The sequence below is a fragment of the Bradyrhizobium sp. IC3195 genome (assembly GCF_020193585.1).
Taxonomy (GTDB): domain Bacteria; phylum Pseudomonadota; class Alphaproteobacteria; order Rhizobiales; family Xanthobacteraceae; genus Bradyrhizobium; species Bradyrhizobium yuanmingense.
In genome coordinates, this window is the sequence record NZ_JADYVG010000006.1 from 154916 (window position 1) to 177343 (window position 22428).

Here is a 22428-nt window from a genome sequence, read left to right on the forward strand (position 1 = left end):
TTCGATCATTCCACCCGGTCGTCGCGCCTGATCGTTCCGCGCGCGAGGAATTGCGGTGGCTGCCGCATTTCGCGCGATACCGGTCGATCGGGTGGATCGCGCCCCACTTTTGGTTTCAACTCCACCAGATCGATGAATATGTCTGCCTGCCGGCGCAGGTCGTCGGCGATCATGGGCGGCTGAGTGGAGAGCGTGGAGACGACAGTCACGCGGACGCCGCGGCGTTGCAAGGCTTCGACCAGCGAACGGAAATCCCCATCGCCCGAGCACAACACGATCTGATCGACGTGCCGGGCAAGCTCCATCGCGCTTACGGCGAGGTCCACATCCATGCTGCCCTTCACCTTGCGGCGGCCGGTAGCGGGGTCGACGAACTCCTTGGCGAGTTTGGTGACGACGGTGAAGCCGTTGTAGTCGAGCCAATCGATCAAGGGGCGGATCGACGAATATTCCTGATCCTCGATGATGGTCGTGTAGTAGAAGGCCCGTAACAGCGTAGCTCGGCTTTGAAATTCACTGAGCAGGCGTCTGTAGTCGATCTCGAAGCCGAGCGCCTTGGCGGTGGCATGGAAATTGGAGCCGTCGATAAAGAGCGCGCTCTTCCCAAGCGAAGACATTATGCACAACTCCCCAGGTTCGGCACGAAAGCCGACCGTCCAGCCGAAATGGCGCGGCGTATCGGCGGGAATAACTGAAGGCGCCGATGGCTTTGCTGAAAAGGCGGCGCAGACGACCGGACAGGGGTGGCCGCCTTGCGCCGAGGTTAGGGAGGTTCCATGCCACCAGCGCCAGGGCGCCGAATGCTGTGACGCTAGGGCGAGGGCGTGTCCCGCTCAATTGTACGGAGGTAAAGCGCCTCTATCCAAAGGATGGGGCGCTATATACGAAGGTAAGTGGCAACGAGAGACATCGCGGATCCGGGGCGCGTCGATCAGACGTGCCCTGATCCTTTGTCCGGTGGTTCAGCCTTCGCCGCCATGGAGCCGGGCGCGAAAGGCGCGCGGTGAGACCCCCGTGGCGGCGGCGTAGACCCGGCTGAAATAGGCGGGGTCCTCGAAGCCGAGGGCGTAGGCGATGGTCGAGACCGGCAGGTTGGTGTAGACGAGGTTGCGCCGCGCCTCCCGGATCAGGCGGTTGAGGATCAGATGCGAGGCGGTGTCGCCGGTCGCCGCCCGCGTGATCCGGTTGAGATGCGTCGGTGTCACCGACAGCGCCTCGGCATAGTCGGCGACGCTCCAGCGCTCCAGATGATGCTGCTCCAGCAGCGCCTCGAAGCGGCGGAACAACCCGCTTTCCGCGGTGCCGTTGCCGCCGCTCTCGCCCGTGAGCGCGCGGGCCACGAGCCCGATCATGGCCGACGACAAGGCGCGGAGCACATGCGCACGGCCGAAGTCGCGCGCGGCGTGCTCGGCGAAAATCTGCTTCATCGTGGCGCGGATCTGCGGCGTGCCGCGCACCACCGCCGACCGCGACAGCGCACCGCGCAGGCCCTCGGCGGCGAGCAGCGCTTCGTCGAGGATCTCCGCGGCGATGGTCAACACCCAGCCTTGCGTGTCGGGCTCGAAGCGGAAGCCGTGGACGTGGCCGACCGGCACGTTGACGATCTGCATCGGCCTCAGCGGCACCACGCGCCCATCGAGCGTCGCCTCGCCGCCTCCGCGCTCAATCAGCAGCACCTGGTGCAGCCGGGCATGGCGGTGCACGGCCAGCGTCCAGTCGTGCAGCACCGAACGCGAGGCGATCGTCTCGCAATGCACGACATCGGGCAGATCGCCGGACTCGCCGAACAGATTGTAGACCCGGATGGCCGGGGCGGGGGCCGCGCTTCTCATGTTCGAATAGTACAAGACAAAGGCGAAACCCTCCATCGGCTTGCGCCTTAACGTATGCAAAAAAATGCCGACGGGAGGACGCAAAAATGAAAGTTCAGGTCTGTATCATCGGCGGCGGGCCGTCCGGGCTACTGCTATCCCAGCTCCTGCACCTCAAGGGCATCGACACCATCGTGCTGGAGAAATACAGCCGCGGCCACGTGCTGGCACGGATCCGCGCCGGCGTGCTCGAGCACGGCTTTGCGAAGCTGATGCGCGAAGCGCAATGCGGCGAGCGGATGGACCGCGAGGGCGAGATCCACAACGGGTTCGAGATCGCCCATGACGGCGTGCTCTCCCACATCGACCTGCACAAGCATTCCGGCGGCAATTCGGTCCTGGTCTACGGCCAGACCGAGCTGACGCGCGACCTCTACGAGGCACGCGACCGGATCGGCGGCAAGGTCGTGCACAATGCCGAGGACGTCACGCCGCACGATCTGACGTCGGATCGGCCCTATGTGACGTATCGCTCGAACGGGCAGACGCTCCGCGTCGATTGCGACTACATCGTCGGCGCCGACGGCTTCCATGGCGTCAGCCGCAAGTCGATCCCGAAGGACGTGCTGCGCGAATATGAGAAGGTCTATCCGTTCGGCTGGCTCGGCGTGCTGTCGCGCACGAAACCGGTATCGCCCGAGCTGATCTACGTGAAGCACGAGCGCGGCTTTGCGCTGTGCTCGCTGCGCTCGCAGGTGCTGAGCCGCTACTATATCCAGGTGCCTTTGACCGACAAGGTGGAGGATTGGAGCGACGACGCGTTCTGGGCCGAGCTGAAGCGCCGCCTGCCGGACGAGGTCGCCGGCCGTCTGATCACGGGTCCGTCGATCGAGAAGAGCATCGCGCCCTTGCGCAGCTTCGTCGCCGAGCCGATGAGCTATGGCCGCCTGTTCCTCGCCGGCGATGCCGCGCACATCGTGCCGCCGACCGGCGCGCGCGGATTGAACAGCGCGGCGTCCGACATCTACTATCTCTATCACGCGCTGCTCGCGCATTATCAGAGCGGCGACGATGCCGGTCTCAAGGGCTATTCCGCCAAGGCGCTTGCGCGAATCTGGAAGGCACAACGCTTCTCCTGGTGGATGACGATGATGCTGCACCGCTTCCCCGACCGGATCGAATATGAGGATCGTCTGCAGCAGACGGAGCTCGACTACCTGCTCTCGTCCGAGACGGCGCAGCGTCTGCTTGCGGAGAATTATACGGGGCTGCCGTTTTAGGCGATCTAACCCTCCCCTGGAGGGCCCTCCAGGGGAGGGTAAGAAGCCACTACTTTCCTTCCAGCGTATTGACCGGTGTCCAGTCCGGCGGCGGCGGAGTCTGCGTCAGTACGTTCGCACGTTTGGCGAACCGGGCTGACGCAGGATCGATCTTCGCGACGCCCACGAACGCGTCGGCCGCCTTGGCAAACTCCCGTGCCCGCCAGCACGCCAGCCCTTCCGCATAGGCTGCGGCGACCTTCGCCTGCTCGGCGCTTTCCGCACCTGCTTCCGCGAGCGGCTCGAACACCCTGATCGCCTCGCCGCGGCCCTGCACCCTGATCGCATCGAGCTCGCGCCAGGCGAAGCTATCGCCGGTCTGCGCCATCGTGGTTTCCGAGGCCATGATCGCGGTGCCGTAATATTTGTTGGCGCCTTCGAGCCGCGAGGCGACGTTCACGGTGTCGCTCATCACGGTGTAGTTGAAGCGGCGGCGCGAGCCGATATTGCCGACCACGGCTTCGCCGCTGTTGAGCCCGATACGGTGCGACAGGCCGTGACCGGCGAAGGCGGGATGGCCTTTATTGAGCTCGGCCAGCGTCTCGTGGCACTTCAGCGCAGCACGCACCGCACTGCGCGCGTGGGCGGGATCGTCGGCCGGGGCGCCGAACATGGCGACGATGGAATCGCCGATATATTTGTCGACGTAACCGCCATGGCCTTCGATGATGTCGGTCATGGCGGACAGATATTCGTTCATCAGCGTCACCAGCTCGACCGGCGTCATCGTCTCGGCGATCGACGAGAATCCGCTTAGGTCGGAGAAGAACATGGTGACGTTGCGCATCTCGCCGCCGAGCGCCGGCATCTTGCCGGAGGCCACCATGGTCTCGATCACCTCGGGCGCGAGGTAAAAGGCAAAGCTCTTGCGCAGGAAGCGCTCGTCGCGGTCGGCCAGCACGAAGCGATAGCCGATCATGATCGCGAGCGCGGCAAGGCTGGCGAGCGCCGGCTCGGTCAGCGGCAGCGCCAAGGCATGGACGAATGCCCCGACGGCAACGACCGCGTAGGCGATGGTGAGGCCGAGCCAGGCGATCAGGGCGCCACTCGGCGCAAACACGCCGGCCGCGCAGGCGATGACGGCCGCGAACGCGATCGTGAGAAGGGTGCGCGAGGGAAAGCCGAGCTCGGTCACGGCATCGCGCTCGATCAGGTTTCGGACCGCAGCGGCGTGCACGAACACACCGGCGACGTCGCTGCGGGGCTTTTGCGCGGTGCCGGCGGCCGCGGGCAGGGCACATCGCGCCGACGGCGTTCCGTCATAGCCGCCGGACAGGCGCATCGAGGTGAGCTTGCGGTCCTCGAAGTTGAGGACGGTCCCGAGCAGCACGACCTTGCCCTCGAAGGCGCGCCGGAAGAAATCGCGGTCGTCTTTTTCGACGCAGGCGCGCAGATCGGCAAAGGAGAAGGTCGGAACGTCGCGACTGAGGTCGCGGAAGTTGAGCGTCAGCGTGTTCGGTACAGTGCTCGGGATTGCGTAGCCGGACAGCCCAGCCGCGCCGGATGGCGCCATCTCGACCTTCGCGCCGAGCGCGCGGGCGGCGAGCTCGGCCGCCATTGTGGGCACCGGCTTGCCCTCGATCGAGAAGCTGAGCGGCATCCGCCGGATGACATCGTCGGCGTCGGTGTGGACATTGAGCGCGCGGACGTTGTTTCGCACCGCCAGCCGCTGCGCACGGTAGGGCATTTCCGGATGGTCGTTGCTCAGGATCTCGCCGAGCACGAGCTTGCCGTTGTCGGAGATCTGCCGCAGCGCGATCAGATAGTCCCGGTCAAATCCGCGCATCCGGGCGCCGAGCGGCGCGTCGCCAAAGGGAATCTCGGATTGCTCGATCGAGTTCTTGAAGATGACGTCGAAGCCGATCACCTTGGCGCCGCCGTCGCTGATACTGCCGAGCACCCGGCCGATCTCGCGCGTCCAGGTCTGCGTCGGCGATCCCTTGAAGGGCGGGGTCTCGTAGGTTTCGCCGTCGATCGCCACGACGACGACCGGCGACGTCGCGGGATCGCGGCGCTCGCCGACAACCTTCCCACGCAGTGCGGTGAGGATGTCGAGCGAGAGGCCTTGCAGTGTCTGCAGCGGCGGGGACGTGAAGATCGCGCCCGCAAGGAGCGCGATCAGGATTGCCGCAACGATGTCCCGTCCCCCGATCCGCCGCATCGCCCCGTCGCCAGGTCCGTCTATTCGAGCCGCAGCAGGCGGCCGATGATCGGGGTCGGCGAGGAGGTGGCGCTGGCGTCGATCTGGAAGGTGTAGCGTTTGGCACCGAGAATGGCGAGGTAGCTGCCGCCCGGGGTGAGTGTCTTTCCGGCCTTGGCGAAATCATAGAACTTGCCGCCGCCGGTCATGGCGTCGCGCTTGAGCGGCACGCTGATCGTGGGCTCCTTGCCGTCGGTGCGCTCGATCACCAGCGTGCCGCCGGCTTTGGCCTGCACCAGTGGCGAGACGCCGTAGAGCGTCGGCAGCTTGGCCGGTCCGCCCTTGGCGTCCGAGCGCACGGTGCGGAAGGTCGTTGCGGCGCTCTGGTTCGCCTCGCGCTCGGACAGTTTTGCCGCATTGGTATCGCAGGGCACCTTTTCCCGCTTGACCTCGCCCAGCTGCACCGTGCTCTGCTCGGCGCCGACCAGGACGACACCTTCGCTGATGGTCTCGCGCTGGCAGGATTTCAGGTAGCTGAGCGTGATGCTGGCCTTGGGCCCGAGCTTGATGATCTTGCCTGGCGCCACGTAATCCATGAACGCGATGCCGTCGACCTTGCCCTGGACGTCCTCGACGATCGCGGCGGGAGTCTCCGCCCAAGCGGGGGCCGCAAGGCAGAATGCGCCGACACAGGCGCCGATCAGGCTTTTCATGGGAATTCTCATCCAATTCGACGATGCTCTGGTGCCCGTCCTGGTTCGATGCCTAGCAGCAGGGCGCCGGGGCAAGTGTGACCAGAATCACTCTCAGGGCTTGGTGCCACTTTAGCAGGAACCGGTTCAAACCGGCGACCGGAGAAAAATGGTACCGCGGCAAGATGTTGGCGGATCGATCGGGTCAGGCGGTCGGGACGGCCTCGGCGGGATGGCGCGCGTCTGACGAGCTCGCTGCTGCACGCTCTATATCGGGAGCGGGAGGGGCCGCGGCGACCGGCAAGGGACTTGTCCGCTGACCGCCGGCGATCTCGACCACCTCGTCCCAGCGCAACAGGAAAGCCTCGACGCAGCCAGGATCGAACTGTCGCCCGGCGTTCTCGACCAGGTAGCCGCGCGCGAGCTCGCGCGGCATTGGCTCCTTGTACGGCCGTCGCGTCGCGTCGAAGTCGTGGAAACGGCTGACGACGGCATCGAATTGTTTTGACGTCGCCGCCGCCGCGTGCGGCCGCAGAAATTTAACGGATTGATTTTGCAGGGCGTTAACCGTGGCGGAATGCTCGTCGTGTCGGTCATTGTCGCGCCTCAAGCTTCGTTGCAAATACACGTGGAAATTACGGGTGGATGTTTCCATGCTGAAAGAGGGCAAATACGCGGCGTGGTTCAGAACAGCGCACGCGCAAGGCACCGGCATCGTGCATCTGGCCCAGGGACGGATCTCAGGCAGCGACAGCTTCTTCAATTATGGCGGCTCCTATCAGTTCGACAACGACCGGCATTTCACGGCCGTCCTGACCACACGGCGACATGCCGACGGGCCGCCGACCGTGTTCGGGCTGGACGAGGTCGAGGTCGAGCTCTCCGGCGTTTATAGCGGGGCGATGGCGACCTGTTCGGGAACGGCCCGCCAAGCGCCCGACGTGAGATTCGAAGCGACGCTGATCTACAGCCAGGAAGAGGCGCCGGCTCCTGACCCCCGGGGCGCGGTCGTGAAGCTCAAGGCCGACAAGCTGCCCAAGAGGCTCGACAGCCGTTCACGGCCGCGGCATCCGTTCACGACGGGCGCGCCCAAGTGACAGTGGATCGGCAACAAGCTGCGCCAGTCCACCCGGCTCACGTCTGCGCCGCGCTTAGCATTGCGTTGACGTTGTTGGCTCGAATTCGCGCTGCAGAAACTCCGCCTTCAGAAGCGAGAGCTATCTAGTCTGCGATAGATCAAGCGTGGTGGAAGAACATGCCTCAAATCTGGATGACATATGACGAGCTCGGCGCGCTTTGCGGCTGCGATGCTGTGGAGGCGAGGGACCGCGCGATCCATTTGTCGCTCGATCGTCGCAGGAGTCGCGACGGTGCCACGCGCGTCAAGCTCGATCTGGCGCTGACGGCCAAGTTCTTTGCATCCGTCCGCGAGGCGGATTTCGATCTCGACTGCGCCATTGAAGCGCTGCACGACACCCACCGGAAGATGGCCGAGCTCCTGGTTCCCTCCGAGCGTCACACGAGGCGCGGGGCGGCCTGAGCCGGCGCGTGATGCGCTTGCGATGGCTAATTCCCGCGAGCGTTGTCCCGAATCAGCATAAGCTCTGCGGTGGAATGTCCGGCAGTCCTCGGTGTTTTCATCGCGGGACCAACGAAATCCGCAGGAGGAAGTGCATGAGCAAAGCCGTGTGTCGACGGTCCGTGGCACTGTTGGGGGCATTGGCGCTGGTCGGAGGCGTCAGCGCGACGAGCGGAACGGCAGGTGCGGAGGTCGTGAAGCTGCGAGCGGAGCTCAAGGGAAGCAATGAAGTGCCGCCGAATAGCTCGACCGGGTCGGGCAAGGCGGAGGCGAGCTACAACACCGAAACGAAGGTCCTGACCTACCTCGTCACCTTTACCGGGTTGACGGGACCGGCGATAGGGGCGCATTTTCACGGCCCCGGCGAGGCCGGGAAGAATGCCGGCATCGCCCTGCCGTTCAAGACGGCGCAAAGCCCGATCGAAGGCAGTGCAACCCTCACCGAGGCGCAGGCGGCGGATCTGTTGGGCGGAAAATGGTACGCGAACATTCACACGGCCGCCAACCCAGGCGGTGAGTTACGCGGCCAGATGATGAAGTAAGGACCGGGTCGCCCGGTCGCTCCGCCGAGGCCATGCTCGCCGTTTCAGGCAGGTGGTCTGGGCAGGAACGCCAGGATCATCTGGGCGAGCATGACGCCCACGGTGCCGCCCGCCGCCTTCTGCAGCACGTCGAGAAAGCCTGGATCGCGATCGGGTATCAACGCTTGCATCAGCTCCAACCCCATGGCGACTGCGATGACGAGCGAGCAAGCCAGGCTAAACCGTCCCGGCAGCAGGAACGACAGCAGGAAGCCGAGCAGGCCATAGGCGCTGAAGCGCTCGATCACGACGATCCAATAGGCCTCGTGGTGACCCATGAGCGCAGGCCGGCCCGACAGCTTCGCCAGCGTGGCATAGGCGATCAGCGCCAGACAGATGCTTGCGGCTGCTATGAGGTGGTTCCTGCGCATGGCGCCAACATACAAGGTTGGTCGCCGCTCCGGTTCGAAAGCCGAAAACATCGTTAGAAAGTATCGTTAAAGCCTCTGGGGGCCGACCAGTCAGGCCACCAAAGCCTTAGCACCGGATGTCGCCGCATCCGGCTGCGCAGCCCGACGCGATTTGATGAGCTCATTGAATTTTGCGGCGGGCAGGGGCGGCGCAACCAGATAGCCTTGGCCTTCCTCGACGCCGGAGGCGAGCAACGCGCGGAGCTGCTCCTCCGTCTCGATGCCTTCGGCGACCACGCTCATATTGAGGTCTTTCGCGAGCGCCACCAGCATCTCCACGATCGTGGTCGTCGATGCGTCCACCGTGATCGTGTCCACGAAGAACTTGTCGATCTTGATCGTATCGGCGCCGAGGCCCTTCAGCCGCGACAGTCCGCTATGGCCGACGCCGACATCGTCGATGGCGACGCGGAAGCCGCGGTCCCGCAGCTCGGCCACGACCGAAGCGGCGCGCGCGAGATCATCCAATTCGTCGCGCTCGGTGATCTCGACCACGATCTGGCGCGCGGAGACGCGTGCCGTCAGAACCGTGCGCCGCAGTGTTTCGACGAAGCCGGCGCTCAGGAGGTGCTTGGGGACGACGTTCAGCGACAGCTTGAAATTCTTGTCGGCCCTGAGCAATGGCCTGAGCTCGGTGAGCGCCGATCCCAGGATCTGCCAGGTCATCGCCTGGATGCGTCCGCTGGATTCGGCGAGCGGAATGAAATTCATCGGCGGGACCACCGAGCCATCGCGGCGCAGCCAGCGCGCCAGAATCTCGCAGCCCTTGATCCGACCTGTCCGGAGGTCGAAGATCGGTTGGTAATATGGCTTGAATTCGCCGGCTGTCAGCGCCCGGTCGAGATCGGCCACTGGCCCTTCCATGCGGCGGTTGCGTGCCAGCAGGATGCCGAAGATCGCGCCAAGTCCGAGCGCCACTGCAAGCGTTGGCCAATAGGCCTCGGTGTTCCAGCTCGACAGCACCGCGTCCTCGAGCCGGATCGTGGCATGAAGCGGGAGCCGAGCGGACGCTCGCTCGAAGCCGATCGGCGCCGGCAGAGACTTGCCGGCCTCGGTCTGGAATTCGCCGAGCTTCTCGCCATTGCTCAAGGCGAGGATCACCTGGCTGTGCGCGCGCAGCTCGGCCGGCATGATGTCGAACAGGCTGGCATTGACACCGACAATGGCGACCAGGGCGGAGTTGCCATTGACGTCCCTGAGCACGCCCAGGGCGTCGCCGCCGAACTGCTCCACGCGGAACAGGGAAAGCGTCTTGTCGCGCGAAGGCAGCATGTCGCGGCGATCCACCCATCCCTTGTCGAATTCGAGCGTCTCGGAATAGGCCGAGCAGATCACCGAGCCGTCCGGCTTGACGAGGCGGACGTCCTTGATCGCCGAGCGCTGGTAGACGTGCAGGCGGATGGCTTGCAGCGCCGCCGGCTCGCAGCTGGCGAAATTGCGCCGCGCGAGCTCGTCCAGGCTGCCCGCAGCGAAATCGACCGCAAGCTCCGATCGGCGCAGAACCACCTCGGTGAGCTCATTGAGCTGATGCGCCTGGTGCTGGCGAATAACGGCGCCAGCGGCGAAATGACCCGCCAAGGCGAACGCCATCGTGCTCGCAAGCACGAGTGCCACAAACGGGAGGTCTGGTCGCAGCACTCTCATCCGGCTCAGGCGAAAACAGGGCGGGGCGGAAATTCAAGCAAGGCGTGGAGATTGATCCTAGCCAGCGGGGGCTAAGATAGGGTTTAACGGAAAGACCGGCCCGAAGGGCCCCACCTGAGCAGTGCCCGGCCAATGGTCTGGCGGCTCGGGGTCAGAAACAAGCATGGAAAGTTGAGCAGTATGATCAGGACGTTAAGTCTCGTGATGGCGTTGACAATCGGGAGCTCTCTGGCCTCGGCGCAGGGGACCAAAGACACGCCATCGGGCACGCAATCCACCTCCGCGACGCGCAGTGGCACGGGCACGAATTCCGGATCCGACACGATGGGCGGCGCCTTCAAGGGAACGGGGACGCCCAGCTACGGAACCAGCCCAGGGATGGGGTCCCAGAAGAGGACGCAGAATTAAGTGTGGCGGCTGGCGGGGCACCGCCGGCAACCCGCTCAATCCACCTCACCGTCCAAGACGATGGCGGACCGGAACGACCCCGGGATAAGGGCGGCTGGCCCTATCGATGCGGGGCCGTTGGACTGCAGCGGCCGTACATGAAGCCGAGGCGAGCGCCGGCACTTCCAAGATCAGCTCTTCTTTGCCGGCTTCGACTTCAAGGAAAGACCAAGCCGCAACGCCATGCGCTTGATCGCATCGGGCGAGCGCCCGAGAGCTTTCGCTGCCTGCTCCAGCGAGGTTGAAGACTTGGCCAGCTCGATGAGCCGGCGATCTTCCTTGAACGACCAGGGCCTGCGCGCCATAACCGAAATGATCCTCTCGTCGACACAACGACAAAGCCGCCAAGCGGACCCATGTTCGCTCGACGGCTTTGCTTGGGTGGGGCCGGGCTTGGGGGAGCCCGGTGCGAGATGGATAAGCAATCGCCGAAAGTTCGCAACAAACAACGCGGGTTAAGCTAACCTCTCAACCTTACCGCGATGAAGTTGGTGCATGGCGCTCCGTAGAAGCACGGATGCTTCGTCAGAATTGTTGTCTGCGACGGCCGCCCGAAACGTTCGAGAAACATATCGGCCTCTCGTGCATATCGCAGCTGTGCCCGAAGGCAGCGCATCCGGCCGCTTCGTCCGAGGCGGCTGCCGCAGTGAACACGGGTTAACATCGCGGGCTGGATATCGCCCTCGAACGATGAGAGATTTCGTCATCCTCTGGGCTCGTGGTTCTCGCGACGGCCAAAATTCAAGCATCACGTTGCACAAACTTCATCTTCCTCTGACAAAACTTTCAGCGCCGATGATCTTGAAGTCGTCAGAACATCACGTTGAAATGTACCGGGAGGAGCGTTCCGATCATTGGGAACATTCCAAATGTTTGCAATTCTGGTTCTGATTTCGATTTTTGCAGCTGGCTTTTGCTGCGGCTACGGCGTGCGGGCATGGCGCTCGCGCAGGCGATCGGCACGATATCGTCTCTATGCGCCCTACACGCCGGCGGCGATGGGGTCAAAGCAGAGCGAGCATCCATCGTAGTGGCACAGCCATGGCCGCGATGAGAGTGCACGCTGATCCTGCCGTGCGGCCGCGTCGGATAACCATGCGCAGTTAGGTTAACGCGGTGCGGCGCTTGAGAGCTTTGGAAAGGCAACCTAGAACGTAGCAATTCATGGTGAGAGTTTAGCCGCCTGTATTTTCGCGGCTCGCATAGGTGGGCGTGAATGGCGTATTTGATTGCTTTGCTGGGCGCGACTTGCGTCCTCGTTTTGATCGCGTTTGTTCGTGGCTTTGAGCGGCGGCTGAAGGATCGTCCGGGGCCTTGGATCATGAACGAGGGCCCTGCGAATGACTGATCAAAGGCACAACGCGCCGCGCAGATACTTCGTCGATGCCCAAGGGCATCGCGTTCTGATCGGCCTGTCTCCGGAAGAGACGGCGGAGTTCGAAGCTCTGGATCTTGCATCGAACGAGACAGGGCAATTTACATCCGAGGTCCGCGTGCGAAAAGGAGCCGCTGCCGACGGCGAGATCCGCTGGCACGAGCTGTATTCCAAGCACGCGGGAGCTTGGCGGGCATGGATTGCACAAAGCCAGACCGCACGGGCGCCGGATTCAGGATTTGTTAACTACGTCTGACCGATGGTACCCGCCTGGATCTCGTATGTGGGATGGCCCGGATGTTTCAGCTGTTCCTGAGAGCGCGCGCACACAATCTTCTCGGCTCCCGCCGCGAGGACAAAACCTTCAAGGCCCGCTCGGCCGAGCGTGACGCGGAGACCGACCGCGGGCGGATCGGTGCCGTTTTGGCCGCGATCGAAACCGCCTTGCAGGAGGCGGAGAGGGAGCAGGCCGGGCTCAACCGGCGTGTCGACGATGCGCTTGCCCGTGCCTCCGTCACCTTCGGAAACGGCACCGACGAATATCTCGAGCGGGAGCCGCTCGACAATCATCATCAGGATCTCTTCGCGGCCGACATCTCGAACGGCCAGCGCCGGCTCAAGGAATTGGCGAGCAGCATCGCCCACTTGAAGTTCGTCAAGACGGCAATGCTCACGCGCTTTCCGGATTTCAAGCCGCCGCAGCTGAACAGCTAGGAGCGGTGATATTTCTGCGCGCTCTGCGGCCGTGCTTCGAGACGCGGCTCTGGAGCATGGTCCGAACAAGTGCGCAGTCACAATTCAGCGCGCTTTGCCGTTTGGCGCCTCGTTCCTTTTTGGTATGGTCCGGCAAGCATTCACCGAGTGAAGGAGCAACGACGTGCCGGTCAAGAATTTGCGGACATTGGTTGGGCTGGCATTCGCTTTGACATTGGCCGTGCCGGCGACGGCGTCGGCCATCACTGCCGAAGTGGCGCGGGCATGTGACGCCGCGGTGGCCAAGGCCTTTCCGCCCAGGCAGATCGGCAACCCCGCAGCGGGGAGTGCCAAGGGAACGGGCAAAGACCAGCGCGAGTACTTCCAGAAATGCGTCGCCAACAACGGCAAGGTCGACGACATGCCGGCGGATGCGCCAAAGGACAGCAAGCCGGCCAAATAGGAAACAAAGGCTGCGTTATCGCCGCGGCGGCGGGCAGGGCGAGTAGAACGCGCCGTTCGCCGCATTGATGCGCTCGACGCATTGGTTGGGATCGGTGATCGTCCCAGCGATGGTGAAGTCATAGCCCATGCCCCTGACCACCACGACGTAGCGGCCGGGCGCGAGCGTGAAGCCGTCTTGCTCCGGTTGCAGCAACAGCATTCTCGACTGGTCGTCAATCGGACCTACCTTGTAGGGGTAGGACATGCTGCGGATGACCCAGGAATCGCCGGCGCTGACCATGGCGGCCTTGCCCGTGGCATCGATGCCCATCGACCGGGAGACTTTCGCGATCACCCGAACTTCGGTCCCGGTCGCATCGACACCCCCGTCGGGCCTGAACACGATGAATTTGACGTCGCCGTCCATCAAAGTGGTCGCGCTCGGCGTGTTGATGGCGGCCGAGATCGCGACCCGCCGGTCCGGAATCTTTCCCGGCACTGGCTTGAGCTCATGGAGCTGGCCCTCGCTCAAGGCGTAGACGCCGAACGTCGTTGGCAAAGGCATCGAGGGGTGCGCCGCCGGCGCCGGCTCCTTTGCGCTCTCCGGGATTCGTTCAGCGGTCTCGCTGGCCGAGGGAGTCGGAATCGCGGTCAGCTGAGGCTCCGGGCCCTTGGCCGAACGTTCGGGCTGCGCCATCTGCGACGATGCCGTCAGTTGTGCCTTCAGCCGCGGCCAATACACGACCGCGGTGCCGGCGCCAGCAATGAGCAGGAGGATCGCGGTCAATCGAACGAGAGACTTGAAAGCGCCGCTCCGTTTGGGTTGGTCGGGCGATCCTGGCGGTGCGGCAGGACGCCGCGGCGTCTCGGCAGCCATCGGAATGGCTGATGACGCCGAGGCAGCGAGCGTCGGAATGGGCGGGGGGACGGGAACGTTCGCCGGTGGAGAATTCGCCACGGGGACCGAGGCATCCCTGGTCGGTGAAGACTTCTCGCTTCGCTCAAAGGCGCGTTCGACCTCTCGAATGGCGCGTTCGAGGACTTGCTGGAGCTCTCGCGCTTCCCGCGCATCGGCGTGGGTGAATTGTTCCAGAAGCTTGACGCGAGCCAGCTCGTAGACGACATCCCGCATCTGCCTGGGGTCGCCGGAGACTTCGCGGATCCGCTCTGACAACAGGCGGACGAGCCCGGCCTTGATCTCTTGCGCCTGCGAGGCGTTGGCTGCGGTGTCGCCGGTCTCGGTCATCAAGAGCGATCAACTAGCCCGGATAGTGCCGTTTCGCTAGGTTTTTTCACCCCGGATCGCGTCGGTTGCGGTGAAACACGCTGATGCTCCGGCCGCAAAGGTCCTGCGCGGTCGTTTCGTAGCGCTTGCTTTTGGGCGGAAACCTGTGACATTTCGACCGGCTCCTTCTTCCGGTGTGTGACCATGCGCGGCATTTTGACAGCAATGATGTTTCTGACCTTTCTGGTTCAGTCTGCTTCTGCACAAGGGACCAAGGATCAGGCCAACACGACTAGCTCCAGCATCGTGACGACGACCGACAAAAAGAAGCAGACCACCCAGGCTGCCTCGCGGCCTACGGCTGTCCGGAACGTGGGTAGCGGTTCTACCGGACAGGCGGCCCAAGGTGTCTGGAGGAATGGCAAGCTGATCGCGGTGCCTCGCTGAGGTCACCCGTGCCGCGGTGAGGTCGCGCAACGAACCGTGATGCCGTCGTGAAGGAACGGTGTTCCCTCCCTGACGTTCTTGCTCGGGAGATATCGCATGAAACGAATAGTCTTGATCACACTCGCCCTTGTGGTGCCTGCGGGCGCCTGGGCCCAGGGCGTCAGCGATCCGTCGACACCCAACCGCAATGTGATCATCGTCAACCCGTCGCAGCCCGCGCGTCCCAACGCGACGCCGAATATCCCGAGCCGGATCGAGCCTCCCGTGACGACTTACGGACGGGCCCGGCCCTATCACGGGAATACAACCCGGGGCAGCGGGTCGAGCCGCCGTTACTAAAGCGTTTTCGGGCGAAGTAGATACCCCTTCGCGCGTCGTGGGCCTGCCTATTGCGGGTTGACTTCGACCTCCAGAGTCGACGTCCCGGGATCATGACGGTTCTTGCCCGAAATCAGCAGCGTGAACTTGTCGGCGCCTCGCGCTTCCCTTTCTGCCGAATAGCGAAAGCCGGACCCGACCACCGCCAATTGTCCCCGTGATGGCCCGCTCACGACGGATACGTTGAAGATCTGCATGTAAGACCAACGCAGTCCCTGAATGCAGTCGGCGCCAGGGGCGATCGACATCGTCCATTTCACCGTGTCTTGCGACAAGGCGAAGGGCGTGCGCTCCTTGATGCAGAGCGGGCTGGCGTGAGCCGTGAGGGCGGACATGGCATACGCCGCAACGGCAACGCGCAACAACGATACCAGGCTTGCACGCATTCTCGCCAACTCCATCGACGGATGCCGAAGTCTAGCAGCGATGGCCTAACGAGGCCTTAGAACGACGCTATTGTCCTTGCGGCGCTCATCCGATGCCGATCGCAGATAGGTCGATCATCGGTCGGCCTCTCTCCGGATCATGCCATACTAGACCTGTTTTGCCCGACGGATCAAGTCAGGACTTCGGAAAATACGTAAGTCATTCATTCGGTTGGTGCCGGCTACTGTGCATGGGGTTGTTTTTCGCTTTTTGAAGGGACGGCCGCTGCGTTCCGAAAATGTTGCAATTGGCAGCCGTATCAGCTGAAGTTGCGGCTGCTGCTCGGCCCGCCATCGGAGTCATCGGAGTGCGACCCGTCCGCTGCAAGTCCCTGTCAGACCGCCGGAGACCGGCGCGCGCGCCGGTTCAGGCGGCCGTGGCTGCCGCTGTCGGATTGGCTCTCTACGCCTGCCCGCTCTCGTGCCGTGCTCAGACCGAGCCGGAGCCGTCCATCAACAACTATCTTCCGCCGAGCGAGCCGGAAGTCTCGCGCGACGAATGGCGGCAGCGCATCGAGGATGCGCGACGCCGTGCCAAGGGGGTTGCGCGCGAGCGGCGCGAGCATCCGGAGCTCTACAAGCCGGCTCCGGAAGATCCGGACCTCGTCGCGACCGAACGTCTGCTTCGCGATGACAGCCTGCAGCGAGGCGACATCGTCGCCACCAAGAAGGGCATGTTCGTCTACCAGGGGCGATCCGATCAGCCGCGCCGCGATCAGGACTTCGTGCCGGTCAACCCGAAATCGGTCCGCTGATTTAGTACCGCCGCAAGATCTCGTTGAATCTGGGATCGGTCACCTTCGTCGTCTCCAGCAGCAGCGACTTGCCTTGCGGCGTTGCCTGCACATAGGCCGCGATCAGCAGCGGCTCGTAACGCGAGCGGTTGGCCAGCGCCGACCGGATGTCGGATTGCGCCAGCAGCTTGATCTCCTCGTCGGTTGCCGCGGCGCTCGAGGTCACGGTGCGGACGCGTGAGAAGGCAACGTCGATCGGCACCGACCCGGTCAGGTACGACATCCTCACCGCAGGCGTGACCGCCTCGGCGGCCTGGGCCTGTAGCGTGCCGAGCGTGAGCCAGAGCGCCGGCCTGATCGGCGAGACTTTCAAGGCTGCCACGACAGCGGCTTGGGCCGTCTTGTTCTCGCTGGCCCTTCCGCCTGCCTCGGCCGACGGACGATGCAGAACGTCGGCGGCCATTGCCGCCGCATGATTTGCCAGGAGGTCGCCATCCCACGAAAAGGATGCCAGGCTGCCTGCGGCCGCGAGCTTGGCCTTGTCCGGCGGAATCTCGCCCGAGAACAAGTCGCTGGCGCGAAAGTTCGGCCGTACGAGATCGCCATAGAACGTCATGCCGGCGTGGAGCGCCAGCGCGATCGCGGTCAAGATGCCAATGGCGCGAAGCGTGATCACCGAAGTTGCGGCCTGAGCTTTCAAATTGCGAGAAGACTATCGCCTTGGATCGTCAACAGGGTCAAGTTGCCGGTCGCATAAGCGCCGGTGTCGATGTTGATGCGATTCGACCGGATATCGGGCGCGCTGACCGGCGTATGGCCGTGCACGACATATTTGCCGAAGCGCTCCTCGGAGGCGAGGAATTCCTCGCGGATCCAGAGCAGGTCCTCATCCTTCTGGCGATCGAGCGGGACGCCCGGTTTGACGCCGGCATGGACGAAGAAGAAGTCGCCGCAGGTAAAGGACGAGGGCAATTGCTGGAGGAAGGCGAGATGCTCCGGCGGGAGCGCACGTCTCAGTCCCTCGATCAGTTCGACCTGCTGCTCCGCGGAAGGGTTCATCGTCGGCGTGACGCCATAGGAGACCAGCGTCAGCAGGCCGCCATAGTGGCGCCACTCCTGCAGGCGGGTCGGGTCCTTGAGCACCTCGAGCAGGAAGACCTCGTGATTGCCCTTCAAACAGACCGTCTCGTGCGACTTCGAGCGTTCGATCAGGAGATCAAGAACGGCGCGTGAGTCCGGGCCGCGGTCGACATAGTCACCGAGAAAGACCTGAATGGCGCGTTGCGGCGCCGAGCGGGCCAAGTCGGCGTCGATCACGGTTAACAGCGATTGAAGCAAATCGGCGCGGCCATGCACGTCGCCGATCGCATAGACGCGGACGCCGTCGGGAAGCCGCGGCTTGGTCTTCTTGCGAAAGCGGGAGGAAAGGCCCATCGGGTCGGTCGAATCGCATCCAGCGTCACGAGCGGAAGTCGTGACCGCTCTTAGCAGAACAAGTCACACATCGGTATTCTTAATTGTTTCCGACCGATGAGCCCGCATTTTGATTAAAGCCTCGCGTGGCCTTTGAGCCGTATTTCAAGAGGTCTCGCGTAGCGTCTCCCCAACAAGAACGGGGAGCGCGACATGCGCAAAGTTGTGAAGTTCCTGGCGGCCGTCGCCGCCATCGTCGTTGCTGCGGGGGTGCAGCAGAAAGCGGAAGCCGCCTTCGTCGGGGCGCCCCTGGGGCTGCGTGGTGCCATCCACTACATCAAGTTCGACCAGCCGACGCTGCCGCCGATGGCGTTCACGCTCTTCTGCCTGAAGTACAAGGACGAGTGCAAGCCGCGGCCGCAGCGGATCGTCTTCCGGGGCGGCCGCCTGAAGCTGACGGCCGAGCGCATGGCGCAAATGCAAGAGGTCAACCAGCGGGTCAACGCCGCGATCCGCCCCGAGGCCAACCTGGAAGGGCTGCGCGGCGAAAAGTGGCTGCTGCATCCGGCGAGCGGCGACTGCAACGATTACGCCGTGACAAAACGCCACGATCTGATCGCCAAGGGCTTTCCGGCGCGCTCGGTGCTGCTGAGCGAGGTCGTGACCAGCTGGGGCGAGCATCATCTCGTGGTCGTGGTGCGCACCTTCTCCGGCGATCTCGTGCTGGACAATCTCTCCGGCCACATCATGTCGTGGTCGAAGAAGCCCTATCGCTGGGTCCGCATTCAGTCGCCCAAGAATCCGAACTACTGGGCCTCGCTCGGCGACCGCGCGGTCTGATCAACCGCGCGCTATCGTGATCCGGATTGACTGACGCTCTGCGACAGCCCCAGTCCCAAGATCACCGAAAGGCAAAGGATTGCTGCCGGGTGCAGCAATCCGGGACCGGCAAAGCTCTGAACCAGCGCAAACAGGACGCAGGCCGCGGCCGCCGCCGGAAAGAACGAGTCGCGTCCGCGCTGCAGGGCGCCGACGAACAGGCGGACCAAAGCGAGCAGGCTCACCGCGATCATGGCGACCAAGCCGACCCAACCCATCCCCGCGAACACCGATGTGGCCGCCGAGGGCGCCGTCAGGACGGCGCCGGCATCGCTCTGATAGATCCTGCCCACCGCAGCAAAGGTCCCCGCGCCGGCACCGTACCAGCGGGTGTCGGCCAGCATGCGCTCGAGGGCGGCCTTGGTCTCGGTCCCCATCTCCGGAACGAGCCGCAGCAGGATCGGTCCGGAATTCTTTTCGAACAGGAAGGTCAGCACGATCGCCGCGCCGATCAGGGCTGCCACCGACAAGGCGCTCGCGGCCAAAGGCGACAGATCCAGTCTGCGGATCACGAGGATCAGCAGGATCAGCACGACGCCAAAGGTCGCCGCGATGGCGCTGTTGGTCCCGGACAGCCCAAAGATCGCGGCGGCACTGACCAAGGCTCCGACCAGACCGCAAAGTCCGATCGCGACCGAGCGAACGATCGAATGATGCGTCTCCGCCCGTTCAGCGGCGAGCTGCATCACCGCCAGATTGAGCATGAGGCCGAGCCCGGCCAGGCTCGTCGTGAGGTCATGGGGCACGGATCCGGCAAGCGCCGGCGAGAGCCGATGCAGGTCCAACATCAAGGCGGAGATCGCGGTTACGCCGCTCAGCACGAACAGAACCAGCTCGGCACGGCCGCGGTTGCGGACCACCAGGATCGCGACGCCAAGCAATGAGATCGCGGCCAGCGCCAGCAGCAGCGCATTCACCGTCAAGCCGATATCGGCCGTGATCGGCCCGAGCGACAGGCCACCGATTACCTCGTGAGCGCTGGCCCAGATCGGATGCGCAAAGCGCAGCGGAAGCGGAGCGAGCTGGGCCGCGATGCACAGCGGAATGGCGAGCAGAATCCAGCGGCCCCAGGAGGTCGCACGAAGATAGTGCTCGTAGTCGGCCTTGCGCGAGCTCGAGGCCGCGGCCAGCAGGCCTAGCGCTGCGGCGATCGACCCCAGCTGCGCCCCCAATGAGGCGCCGGCGATTTCGAGAGCGGAAGCGGAAACGATGGAGACGATGAGGGCAAAATAAGCGAGGGACAAACGGCGCGCTCGAAGCGAATCCTGAAACGGTCAGGTCACCATACAAGCGGGCGGTGCGTTTTCAAACAGAGGCTTGCGTTGCGATCAGCGCGTGGCCTTGACCGGCCGACCGAAGACGCGGGTGGCGCGTGCGGCGGCAAGGGCAAAGCGCGCCCCCGAGCCGAAGAGGTAACCGCCTTGGAGGGCGATGGCGGCGAACGCCGCAGCCTTCATGCCGTCAAGGAAGCCCAGGCTGGTCATCATGCTGACCGGCAGCATGGTGAGCACCAGCGCAAATGTGACCGGCAGGAGCACGAACACGCGAAAGCGTTGGCCCAGCACGGCACCTGTGAGAAAGCTGAAAATCAAAAAGGGGGTCATCCGAAACACTCTCCGTGCTCCGGACCCTAGATTCCCCGCCTAAAAAGACCCTTAAGTTGTATGGCTAAATTTAGCCTATTGGCCGCAATTTGCCAGCAGCGAATGATAGGCCTCCCGCAGCCCGTTGAGCGCCACCATCCCCTTGATCTCGCTGTCGCCTTCCCTGACCACCACGGACAGCGAGGCCGTCGTCTGCCACTTTCCGGCAGCAAAGGCCGAGACCTCGTCGGGCAACAGCACGGCCGCTCCCGCGGCCGCCATGCTGCCTTCGAAGCTCAGGGTGCCGCCGCCGCTTGCGGCAATGGTCACCTTGGGGCGGCTCCGGGGCGGGAAGGGCCGGATCAAGGCCACCAGCACATCGACCTTGCCCTTCGGGGCGCAGCGCACGATCAGGCCGGCGAAGTCCGGGTCCGATTGGGTGGTGTCGGCGGTCTTCATGATGGCCGCGAAGCTTTCGCCGTCCTTGGCCCCTTGGGTCCGGGTGAATTTCCAGACGGACGTGGACGCAGGGGCGGCCACCTCAACAACGGCCGCGCCGCGACACCACGCACGGGCGCTGCCAGGGCACTCGGCGGCGGGGCCCCATGCGCGATCGGCGGCGCCAAGAAGGGAGCCCGCCAACAGCAGGATCAGAAGGAGGCCAGACACGGGGAGTTCCTATCCTTAATAGCCCCAGACTTAGCAGACGGCGGCGGGGTCAAGAAGCCTTGAGCCCGACACAGCGTCCCCACGATTGGGGCGAGCTGCTCACCGATCGGGCACGCGAAATACAACAAATAGTCACAAAGACTTAAACTAAGCCCGAAACAGTGTCCCGCACGCAACAGTAGCCGACCGATCGCTCCGTTAACTACCGGGAACCCTTGTCGCACCACCCCCTAGGCCGTACCAATCAAGGGCTAATTGGGGTCTCCTGGGGCGCGATTGATGCATTCCTTTGCCAAGTCATATCTTTTCAAGCCAGCATTTCTGGCCGCCGCTTTGGCGCTCGGAGCCTGCTCGACAAATCCCGGCTCGGGTCCGCTGACAGACGACGTCAACAACAAGATACAGACGGAAAACGCGCCGGCCTACGAGCTGGTGCCGCTCAATCCGGCGACCGTAAAGATCCTGCACACACACGAGCCCAAGGGCCTAGCCGGCGTGTTCACCGATCGCCGCCCGCCCGCCAGCATCGTGTTCGGCATCGGCGACGTTGTCAGCGTCACCATCTTCGAGGCCGCGGCAGGCGGTCTGTTCATCCCGGCGGAAGCCGGTGTCCGCCCGGGTAACTATGTGACGATCCCGGATCAGTCGGTCGACAATGATGGCTTCATCACCGTGCCCTATGCCGGTCAGATCAAGGCCGCGGGCCTGACGGCGGTCCAAATCCAGCGCGCGATCGTCGAGAGGATCGGCAACCGCGCCATCGAGCCGCAAGCGGTCGTGGCGATGTCCTCGCAGCGCACCCAGCTGATCAGCGTGCTCGGCGAGGTCAATTCGCCGGCGCGTTATCCGGCGAGCGCGGCGGGCGCGAAGGATCGCGTGCTCGATGCGATCACCCGCGCCGGCGGCATCAAGGGCCAGGGCTTCGAGACCTGGGTCATGCTGGAGCGCGGCGGACGTCGGGCCACCGTGCCGTTCGAGAATCTCGTGATGGCGCCCGAGAACAACGTCTATGTGCGGCCCGACGACAGTATCTACGTCTATCGCGAGCAGCAGAAGTTCCTGGCGTTCGGCGCCAGCGGCCAGAGCGGCGAGTTCAACTTCGACGCCTGGCGCATCAACCTCGGCGAAGCCGTCGGCAAGGCCGGCGGTCTGCTGGACGGCCAGGCCGATCCGGCTGCCGTGTATCTCTATCGCCGCGAGCCGCGCGAGGTTGCGGCCCAGCTCGGCATCGACGTGAGCAAGTACACCTCGGAGACGATCCCGGTTATCTTCAACGTGAACTTCCGCGATCCGGGCGGCTTCTTCCTCGCCACCAAGGTCATGATGAAGAACGGCGACATCATCTACGTCTCGAACTCGCGCAACGTCGAAGTTGCCAAGTTCCTGAACTACCTGCGTGTGATCATGGCGACCGGCAGCGATAGCATCAATCTCGCCAACGACGCCCTGATCTTCCGCAACAACATCAAGCTGGCGCCGTAAGACGCCGACTTGATCGACCAAAGACGATGGCACCGGGGCTTGTCCCGGTGCCATTTTC

26 protein-coding genes and 1 pseudogene are annotated in these 22428 nt (G+C 63.9%); 12 read left to right on the forward strand and 15 right to left on the reverse strand.

From position 1 onward, the window contains the following. Positions 1 to 5: 5 nt before the first annotated feature. Both I6F09_RS15030 and I6F09_RS15035 read right to left on the reverse strand, forming a co-directional pair. Positions 6 to 617 (reverse strand): NYN domain-containing protein, encoded by a 612-nt coding sequence (locus I6F09_RS15030; RefSeq protein ID WP_085969121.1) that lies wholly within the window; start codon positions 615 to 617, stop codon positions 6 to 8. A gap of 345 nt (positions 618 to 962) precedes the next feature. Then, positions 963 to 1868, reverse strand: a complete 906-nt coding sequence (locus I6F09_RS15035) for a helix-turn-helix domain-containing protein (RefSeq protein WP_109145101.1) — start codon at positions 1866 to 1868, stop codon at positions 963 to 965. A gap of 50 nt (positions 1869 to 1918) precedes the next feature. On the opposite strand from I6F09_RS15035, the gene pobA reads away from it, so the two are divergent. Next, positions 1919 to 3091: a 4-hydroxybenzoate 3-monooxygenase gene (pobA, locus tag I6F09_RS15040; protein ID WP_225188399.1), complete on the forward strand. Its 1173-nt coding sequence runs from the start codon at positions 1919 to 1921 to the stop codon at positions 3089 to 3091. 49 nt (positions 3092 to 3140) lie between these two features. Here pobA and I6F09_RS15045 read toward each other — a convergent pair whose 3' ends face one another. From I6F09_RS15045 to I6F09_RS15055, 3 genes and pseudogenes are all read right to left on the reverse strand, one after another. Beyond that, positions 3141 to 5291 (reverse strand): adenylate/guanylate cyclase domain-containing protein, encoded by a 2151-nt coding sequence (locus tag I6F09_RS15045; protein ID WP_225188400.1) that lies wholly within the window; start codon positions 5289 to 5291, stop codon positions 3141 to 3143. Between the two features lie 20 nt (positions 5292 to 5311). Continuing rightward, complete coding sequence (locus I6F09_RS15050) at positions 5312 to 5983, reverse strand: hypothetical protein (RefSeq protein WP_036035538.1); 672 nt, start codon at positions 5981 to 5983, stop codon at positions 5312 to 5314. A gap of 184 nt (positions 5984 to 6167) precedes the next feature. Then, positions 6168 to 6422, reverse strand: a pseudogene (locus tag I6F09_RS15055) (two-component system response regulator); the annotation flags it as partial. Between the two features lie 193 nt (positions 6423 to 6615). Here I6F09_RS15055 and I6F09_RS15060 point away from each other — a divergent pair. From I6F09_RS15060 to I6F09_RS15070, 3 genes are all read left to right on the forward strand, one after another. Continuing rightward, positions 6616 to 7059, forward strand: a complete 444-nt coding sequence (locus I6F09_RS15060) for a hypothetical protein (RefSeq protein ID WP_036011297.1) — start codon at positions 6616 to 6618, stop codon at positions 7057 to 7059. A 158-nt stretch (positions 7060 to 7217) separates the two neighbouring features. Beyond that, positions 7218 to 7502 (forward strand): hypothetical protein, encoded by a 285-nt coding sequence (locus tag I6F09_RS15065; protein WP_036011293.1) that lies wholly within the window; start codon positions 7218 to 7220, stop codon positions 7500 to 7502. A 134-nt stretch (positions 7503 to 7636) separates the two neighbouring features. Next, entirely contained in the window at positions 7637 to 8083 is a 447-nt protein-coding gene (locus I6F09_RS15070; protein ID WP_036026578.1) for a CHRD domain-containing protein, read from the forward strand. 44 nt (positions 8084 to 8127) lie between these two features. Here the strand turns inward: I6F09_RS15070 and I6F09_RS15075 are convergent, their stop codons facing one another. From I6F09_RS15075 to I6F09_RS15085, 3 genes are all read right to left on the reverse strand, one after another. Next, positions 8128 to 8493: an antibiotic resistance protein VanZ gene (locus I6F09_RS15075; RefSeq protein WP_036011287.1), complete on the reverse strand. Its 366-nt coding sequence runs from the start codon at positions 8491 to 8493 to the stop codon at positions 8128 to 8130. A 90-nt stretch (positions 8494 to 8583) separates the two neighbouring features. Then, on the reverse strand, positions 8584 to 10122 hold the full coding sequence (locus tag I6F09_RS15080) for an EAL domain-containing protein (protein WP_225188401.1): 1539 nt from the start codon (positions 10120 to 10122) through the stop codon (positions 8584 to 8586). A gap of 632 nt (positions 10123 to 10754) precedes the next feature. Then, a complete protein-coding gene (locus I6F09_RS15085) occupies positions 10755 to 10928 on the reverse strand; it encodes a hypothetical protein (protein WP_167361675.1) in 174 nt (57 codons plus the stop codon). 1035 nt (positions 10929 to 11963) lie between these two features. On the opposite strand from I6F09_RS15085, the gene I6F09_RS15090 reads away from it, so the two are divergent. From I6F09_RS15090 to I6F09_RS15100, 3 genes are all read left to right on the forward strand, one after another. Then, positions 11964 to 12254, forward strand: a complete 291-nt coding sequence (locus tag I6F09_RS15090) for a hypothetical protein (protein WP_036011277.1) — start codon at positions 11964 to 11966, stop codon at positions 12252 to 12254. 41 nt (positions 12255 to 12295) lie between these two features. Beyond that, positions 12296 to 12712 carry a hypothetical protein gene (locus I6F09_RS15095; protein ID WP_036011274.1) on the forward strand — a complete coding sequence of 139 codons (417 nt, stop codon included), beginning with the start codon at positions 12296 to 12298 and terminating at the stop codon, positions 12710 to 12712. Positions 12713 to 12875: 163 nt separating this feature from the next. Continuing rightward, positions 12876 to 13154, forward strand: a complete 279-nt coding sequence (locus I6F09_RS15100) for a hypothetical protein (RefSeq protein WP_225112340.1) — start codon at positions 12876 to 12878, stop codon at positions 13152 to 13154. A gap of 15 nt (positions 13155 to 13169) precedes the next feature. On the opposite strand, the gene I6F09_RS15105 is transcribed toward I6F09_RS15100, so the two are convergent. Further along, complete coding sequence (locus I6F09_RS15105) at positions 13170 to 14381, reverse strand: hypothetical protein (protein ID WP_225188402.1); 1212 nt, start codon at positions 14379 to 14381, stop codon at positions 13170 to 13172. A gap of 183 nt (positions 14382 to 14564) precedes the next feature. Here I6F09_RS15105 and I6F09_RS15110 point away from each other — a divergent pair, with 183 nt between their 5' ends. Together I6F09_RS15110 and I6F09_RS15115 are read left to right on the forward strand one after the other, a co-directional pair. Next, positions 14565 to 14807, forward strand: a complete 243-nt coding sequence (locus tag I6F09_RS15110) for a hypothetical protein (RefSeq protein WP_057026181.1) — start codon at positions 14565 to 14567, stop codon at positions 14805 to 14807. Between the two features lie 96 nt (positions 14808 to 14903). After that, positions 14904 to 15146: a hypothetical protein gene (locus I6F09_RS15115; RefSeq protein WP_128262894.1), complete on the forward strand. Its 243-nt coding sequence runs from the start codon at positions 14904 to 14906 to the stop codon at positions 15144 to 15146. A gap of 47 nt (positions 15147 to 15193) precedes the next feature. Here I6F09_RS15115 and I6F09_RS15120 read toward each other — a convergent pair whose 3' ends face one another. Beyond that, complete coding sequence (locus I6F09_RS15120; protein WP_225112342.1) at positions 15194 to 15571, reverse strand: hypothetical protein; 378 nt, start codon at positions 15569 to 15571, stop codon at positions 15194 to 15196. A 416-nt stretch (positions 15572 to 15987) separates the two neighbouring features. On the opposite strand from I6F09_RS15120, the gene I6F09_RS15125 reads away from it, so the two are divergent. Next, complete coding sequence (locus tag I6F09_RS15125; protein WP_225188403.1) at positions 15988 to 16365, forward strand: hypothetical protein; 378 nt, start codon at positions 15988 to 15990, stop codon at positions 16363 to 16365. 1 nt (position 16366) lies between these two features. On the opposite strand, the gene I6F09_RS15130 is transcribed toward I6F09_RS15125, so the two are convergent. Together I6F09_RS15130 and I6F09_RS15135 are read right to left on the reverse strand one after the other, a co-directional pair. Next, the gene (locus I6F09_RS15130; protein WP_225188404.1) at positions 16367 to 17020 is read right to left on the reverse strand and encodes a hypothetical protein; all 654 of its coding nucleotides are present in this window, start codon (positions 17018 to 17020) and stop codon (positions 16367 to 16369) included. A 20-nt stretch (positions 17021 to 17040) separates the two neighbouring features. Next, positions 17041 to 17778, reverse strand: a complete 738-nt coding sequence (locus I6F09_RS15135) for a metallophosphoesterase family protein (RefSeq protein WP_057026183.1) — start codon at positions 17776 to 17778, stop codon at positions 17041 to 17043. 192 nt (positions 17779 to 17970) lie between these two features. Between I6F09_RS15135 and I6F09_RS15140 the strand changes: the two genes are divergently transcribed. Next, positions 17971 to 18597 carry a transglutaminase-like cysteine peptidase gene (locus I6F09_RS15140; RefSeq protein ID WP_225188405.1) on the forward strand — a complete coding sequence of 209 codons (627 nt, stop codon included), beginning with the start codon at positions 17971 to 17973 and terminating at the stop codon, positions 18595 to 18597. Between the two features lie 11 nt (positions 18598 to 18608). Here I6F09_RS15140 and I6F09_RS15145 read toward each other — a convergent pair whose 3' ends face one another. The 3 genes from I6F09_RS15145 to I6F09_RS15155 all read right to left on the reverse strand — a co-directional run bounded on the left by I6F09_RS15145 (position 18609) and on the right by I6F09_RS15155 (position 20888). Then, positions 18609 to 19880 (reverse strand): hypothetical protein, encoded by a 1272-nt coding sequence (locus I6F09_RS15145; protein ID WP_225188406.1) that lies wholly within the window; start codon positions 19878 to 19880, stop codon positions 18609 to 18611. Positions 19881 to 19964: 84 nt separating this feature from the next. Next, a complete protein-coding gene (locus I6F09_RS15150; RefSeq protein WP_225188407.1) occupies positions 19965 to 20240 on the reverse strand; it encodes a hypothetical protein in 276 nt (91 codons plus the stop codon). Positions 20241 to 20315: 75 nt separating this feature from the next. Then, complete coding sequence (locus I6F09_RS15155) at positions 20316 to 20888, reverse strand: hypothetical protein (protein ID WP_225188408.1); 573 nt, start codon at positions 20886 to 20888, stop codon at positions 20316 to 20318. A gap of 279 nt (positions 20889 to 21167) precedes the next feature. Between I6F09_RS15155 and I6F09_RS15160 the strand changes: the two genes are divergently transcribed. Further along, positions 21168 to 22370 carry a polysaccharide biosynthesis/export family protein gene (locus I6F09_RS15160; protein ID WP_057026186.1) on the forward strand — a complete coding sequence of 401 codons (1203 nt, stop codon included), beginning with the start codon at positions 21168 to 21170 and terminating at the stop codon, positions 22368 to 22370. The last annotated feature ends 58 nt before the right edge of the window (positions 22371 to 22428 follow it).

Coding starts and splice junctions, on each gene's coding strand:
- I6F09_RS15075 (WP_036011287.1), bottom strand. CDS start 8,493: ATGCGCAGGAACCACCTCATAGCAGCCGCAAGCATCTGTCTGGCGCTG.
- I6F09_RS15065 (WP_036011293.1), top strand. CDS start 7,218: ATGCCTCAAATCTGGATGACATATGACGAGCTCGGCGCGCTTTGCGGC.
- I6F09_RS15110 (WP_057026181.1), top strand. CDS start 14,565: ATGCGCGGCATTTTGACAGCAATGATGTTTCTGACCTTTCTGGTTCAG.
- I6F09_RS15035 (WP_109145101.1), bottom strand. CDS start 1,868: ATGGAGGGTTTCGCCTTTGTCTTGTACTATTCGAACATGAGAAGCGCG.
- I6F09_RS15115 (WP_128262894.1), top strand. CDS start 14,904: ATGAAACGAATAGTCTTGATCACACTCGCCCTTGTGGTGCCTGCGGGC.
- I6F09_RS15030 (WP_085969121.1), bottom strand. CDS start 617: ATGTCTTCGCTTGGGAAGAGCGCGCTCTTTATCGACGGCTCCAATTTC.
- I6F09_RS15060 (WP_036011297.1), top strand. CDS start 6,616: ATGCTGAAAGAGGGCAAATACGCGGCGTGGTTCAGAACAGCGCACGCG.
- I6F09_RS15150 (WP_225188407.1), bottom strand. CDS start 20,240: ATGACCCCCTTTTTGATTTTCAGCTTTCTCACAGGTGCCGTGCTGGGC.
- I6F09_RS15085 (WP_167361675.1), bottom strand. CDS start 10,928: ATGGCGCGCAGGCCCTGGTCGTTCAAGGAAGATCGCCGGCTCATCGAG.
- I6F09_RS15120 (WP_225112342.1), bottom strand. CDS start 15,571: ATGCGTGCAAGCCTGGTATCGTTGTTGCGCGTTGCCGTTGCGGCGTAT.
- I6F09_RS15095 (WP_036011274.1), top strand. CDS start 12,296: ATGTTTCAGCTGTTCCTGAGAGCGCGCGCACACAATCTTCTCGGCTCC.
- pobA (WP_225188399.1), top strand. CDS start 1,919: ATGAAAGTTCAGGTCTGTATCATCGGCGGCGGGCCGTCCGGGCTACTG.
- I6F09_RS15045 (WP_225188400.1), bottom strand. CDS start 5,291: ATGCGGCGGATCGGGGGACGGGACATCGTTGCGGCAATCCTGATCGCG.
- I6F09_RS15135 (WP_057026183.1), bottom strand. CDS start 17,778: ATGGGCCTTTCCTCCCGCTTTCGCAAGAAGACCAAGCCGCGGCTTCCC.
- I6F09_RS15105 (WP_225188402.1), bottom strand. CDS start 14,381: ATGACCGAGACCGGCGACACCGCAGCCAACGCCTCGCAGGCGCAAGAG.
- I6F09_RS15070 (WP_036026578.1), top strand. CDS start 7,637: ATGAGCAAAGCCGTGTGTCGACGGTCCGTGGCACTGTTGGGGGCATTG.
- I6F09_RS15080 (WP_225188401.1), bottom strand. CDS start 10,122: ATGGCGTTCGCCTTGGCGGGTCATTTCGCCGCTGGCGCCGTTATTCGC.
- I6F09_RS15050 (WP_036035538.1), bottom strand. CDS start 5,983: ATGAAAAGCCTGATCGGCGCCTGTGTCGGCGCATTCTGCCTTGCGGCC.
- I6F09_RS15160 (WP_057026186.1), top strand. CDS start 21,168: ATGCATTCCTTTGCCAAGTCATATCTTTTCAAGCCAGCATTTCTGGCC.
- I6F09_RS15090 (WP_036011277.1), top strand. CDS start 11,964: ATGACTGATCAAAGGCACAACGCGCCGCGCAGATACTTCGTCGATGCC.
- I6F09_RS15140 (WP_225188405.1), top strand. CDS start 17,971: ATGCGCAAAGTTGTGAAGTTCCTGGCGGCCGTCGCCGCCATCGTCGTT.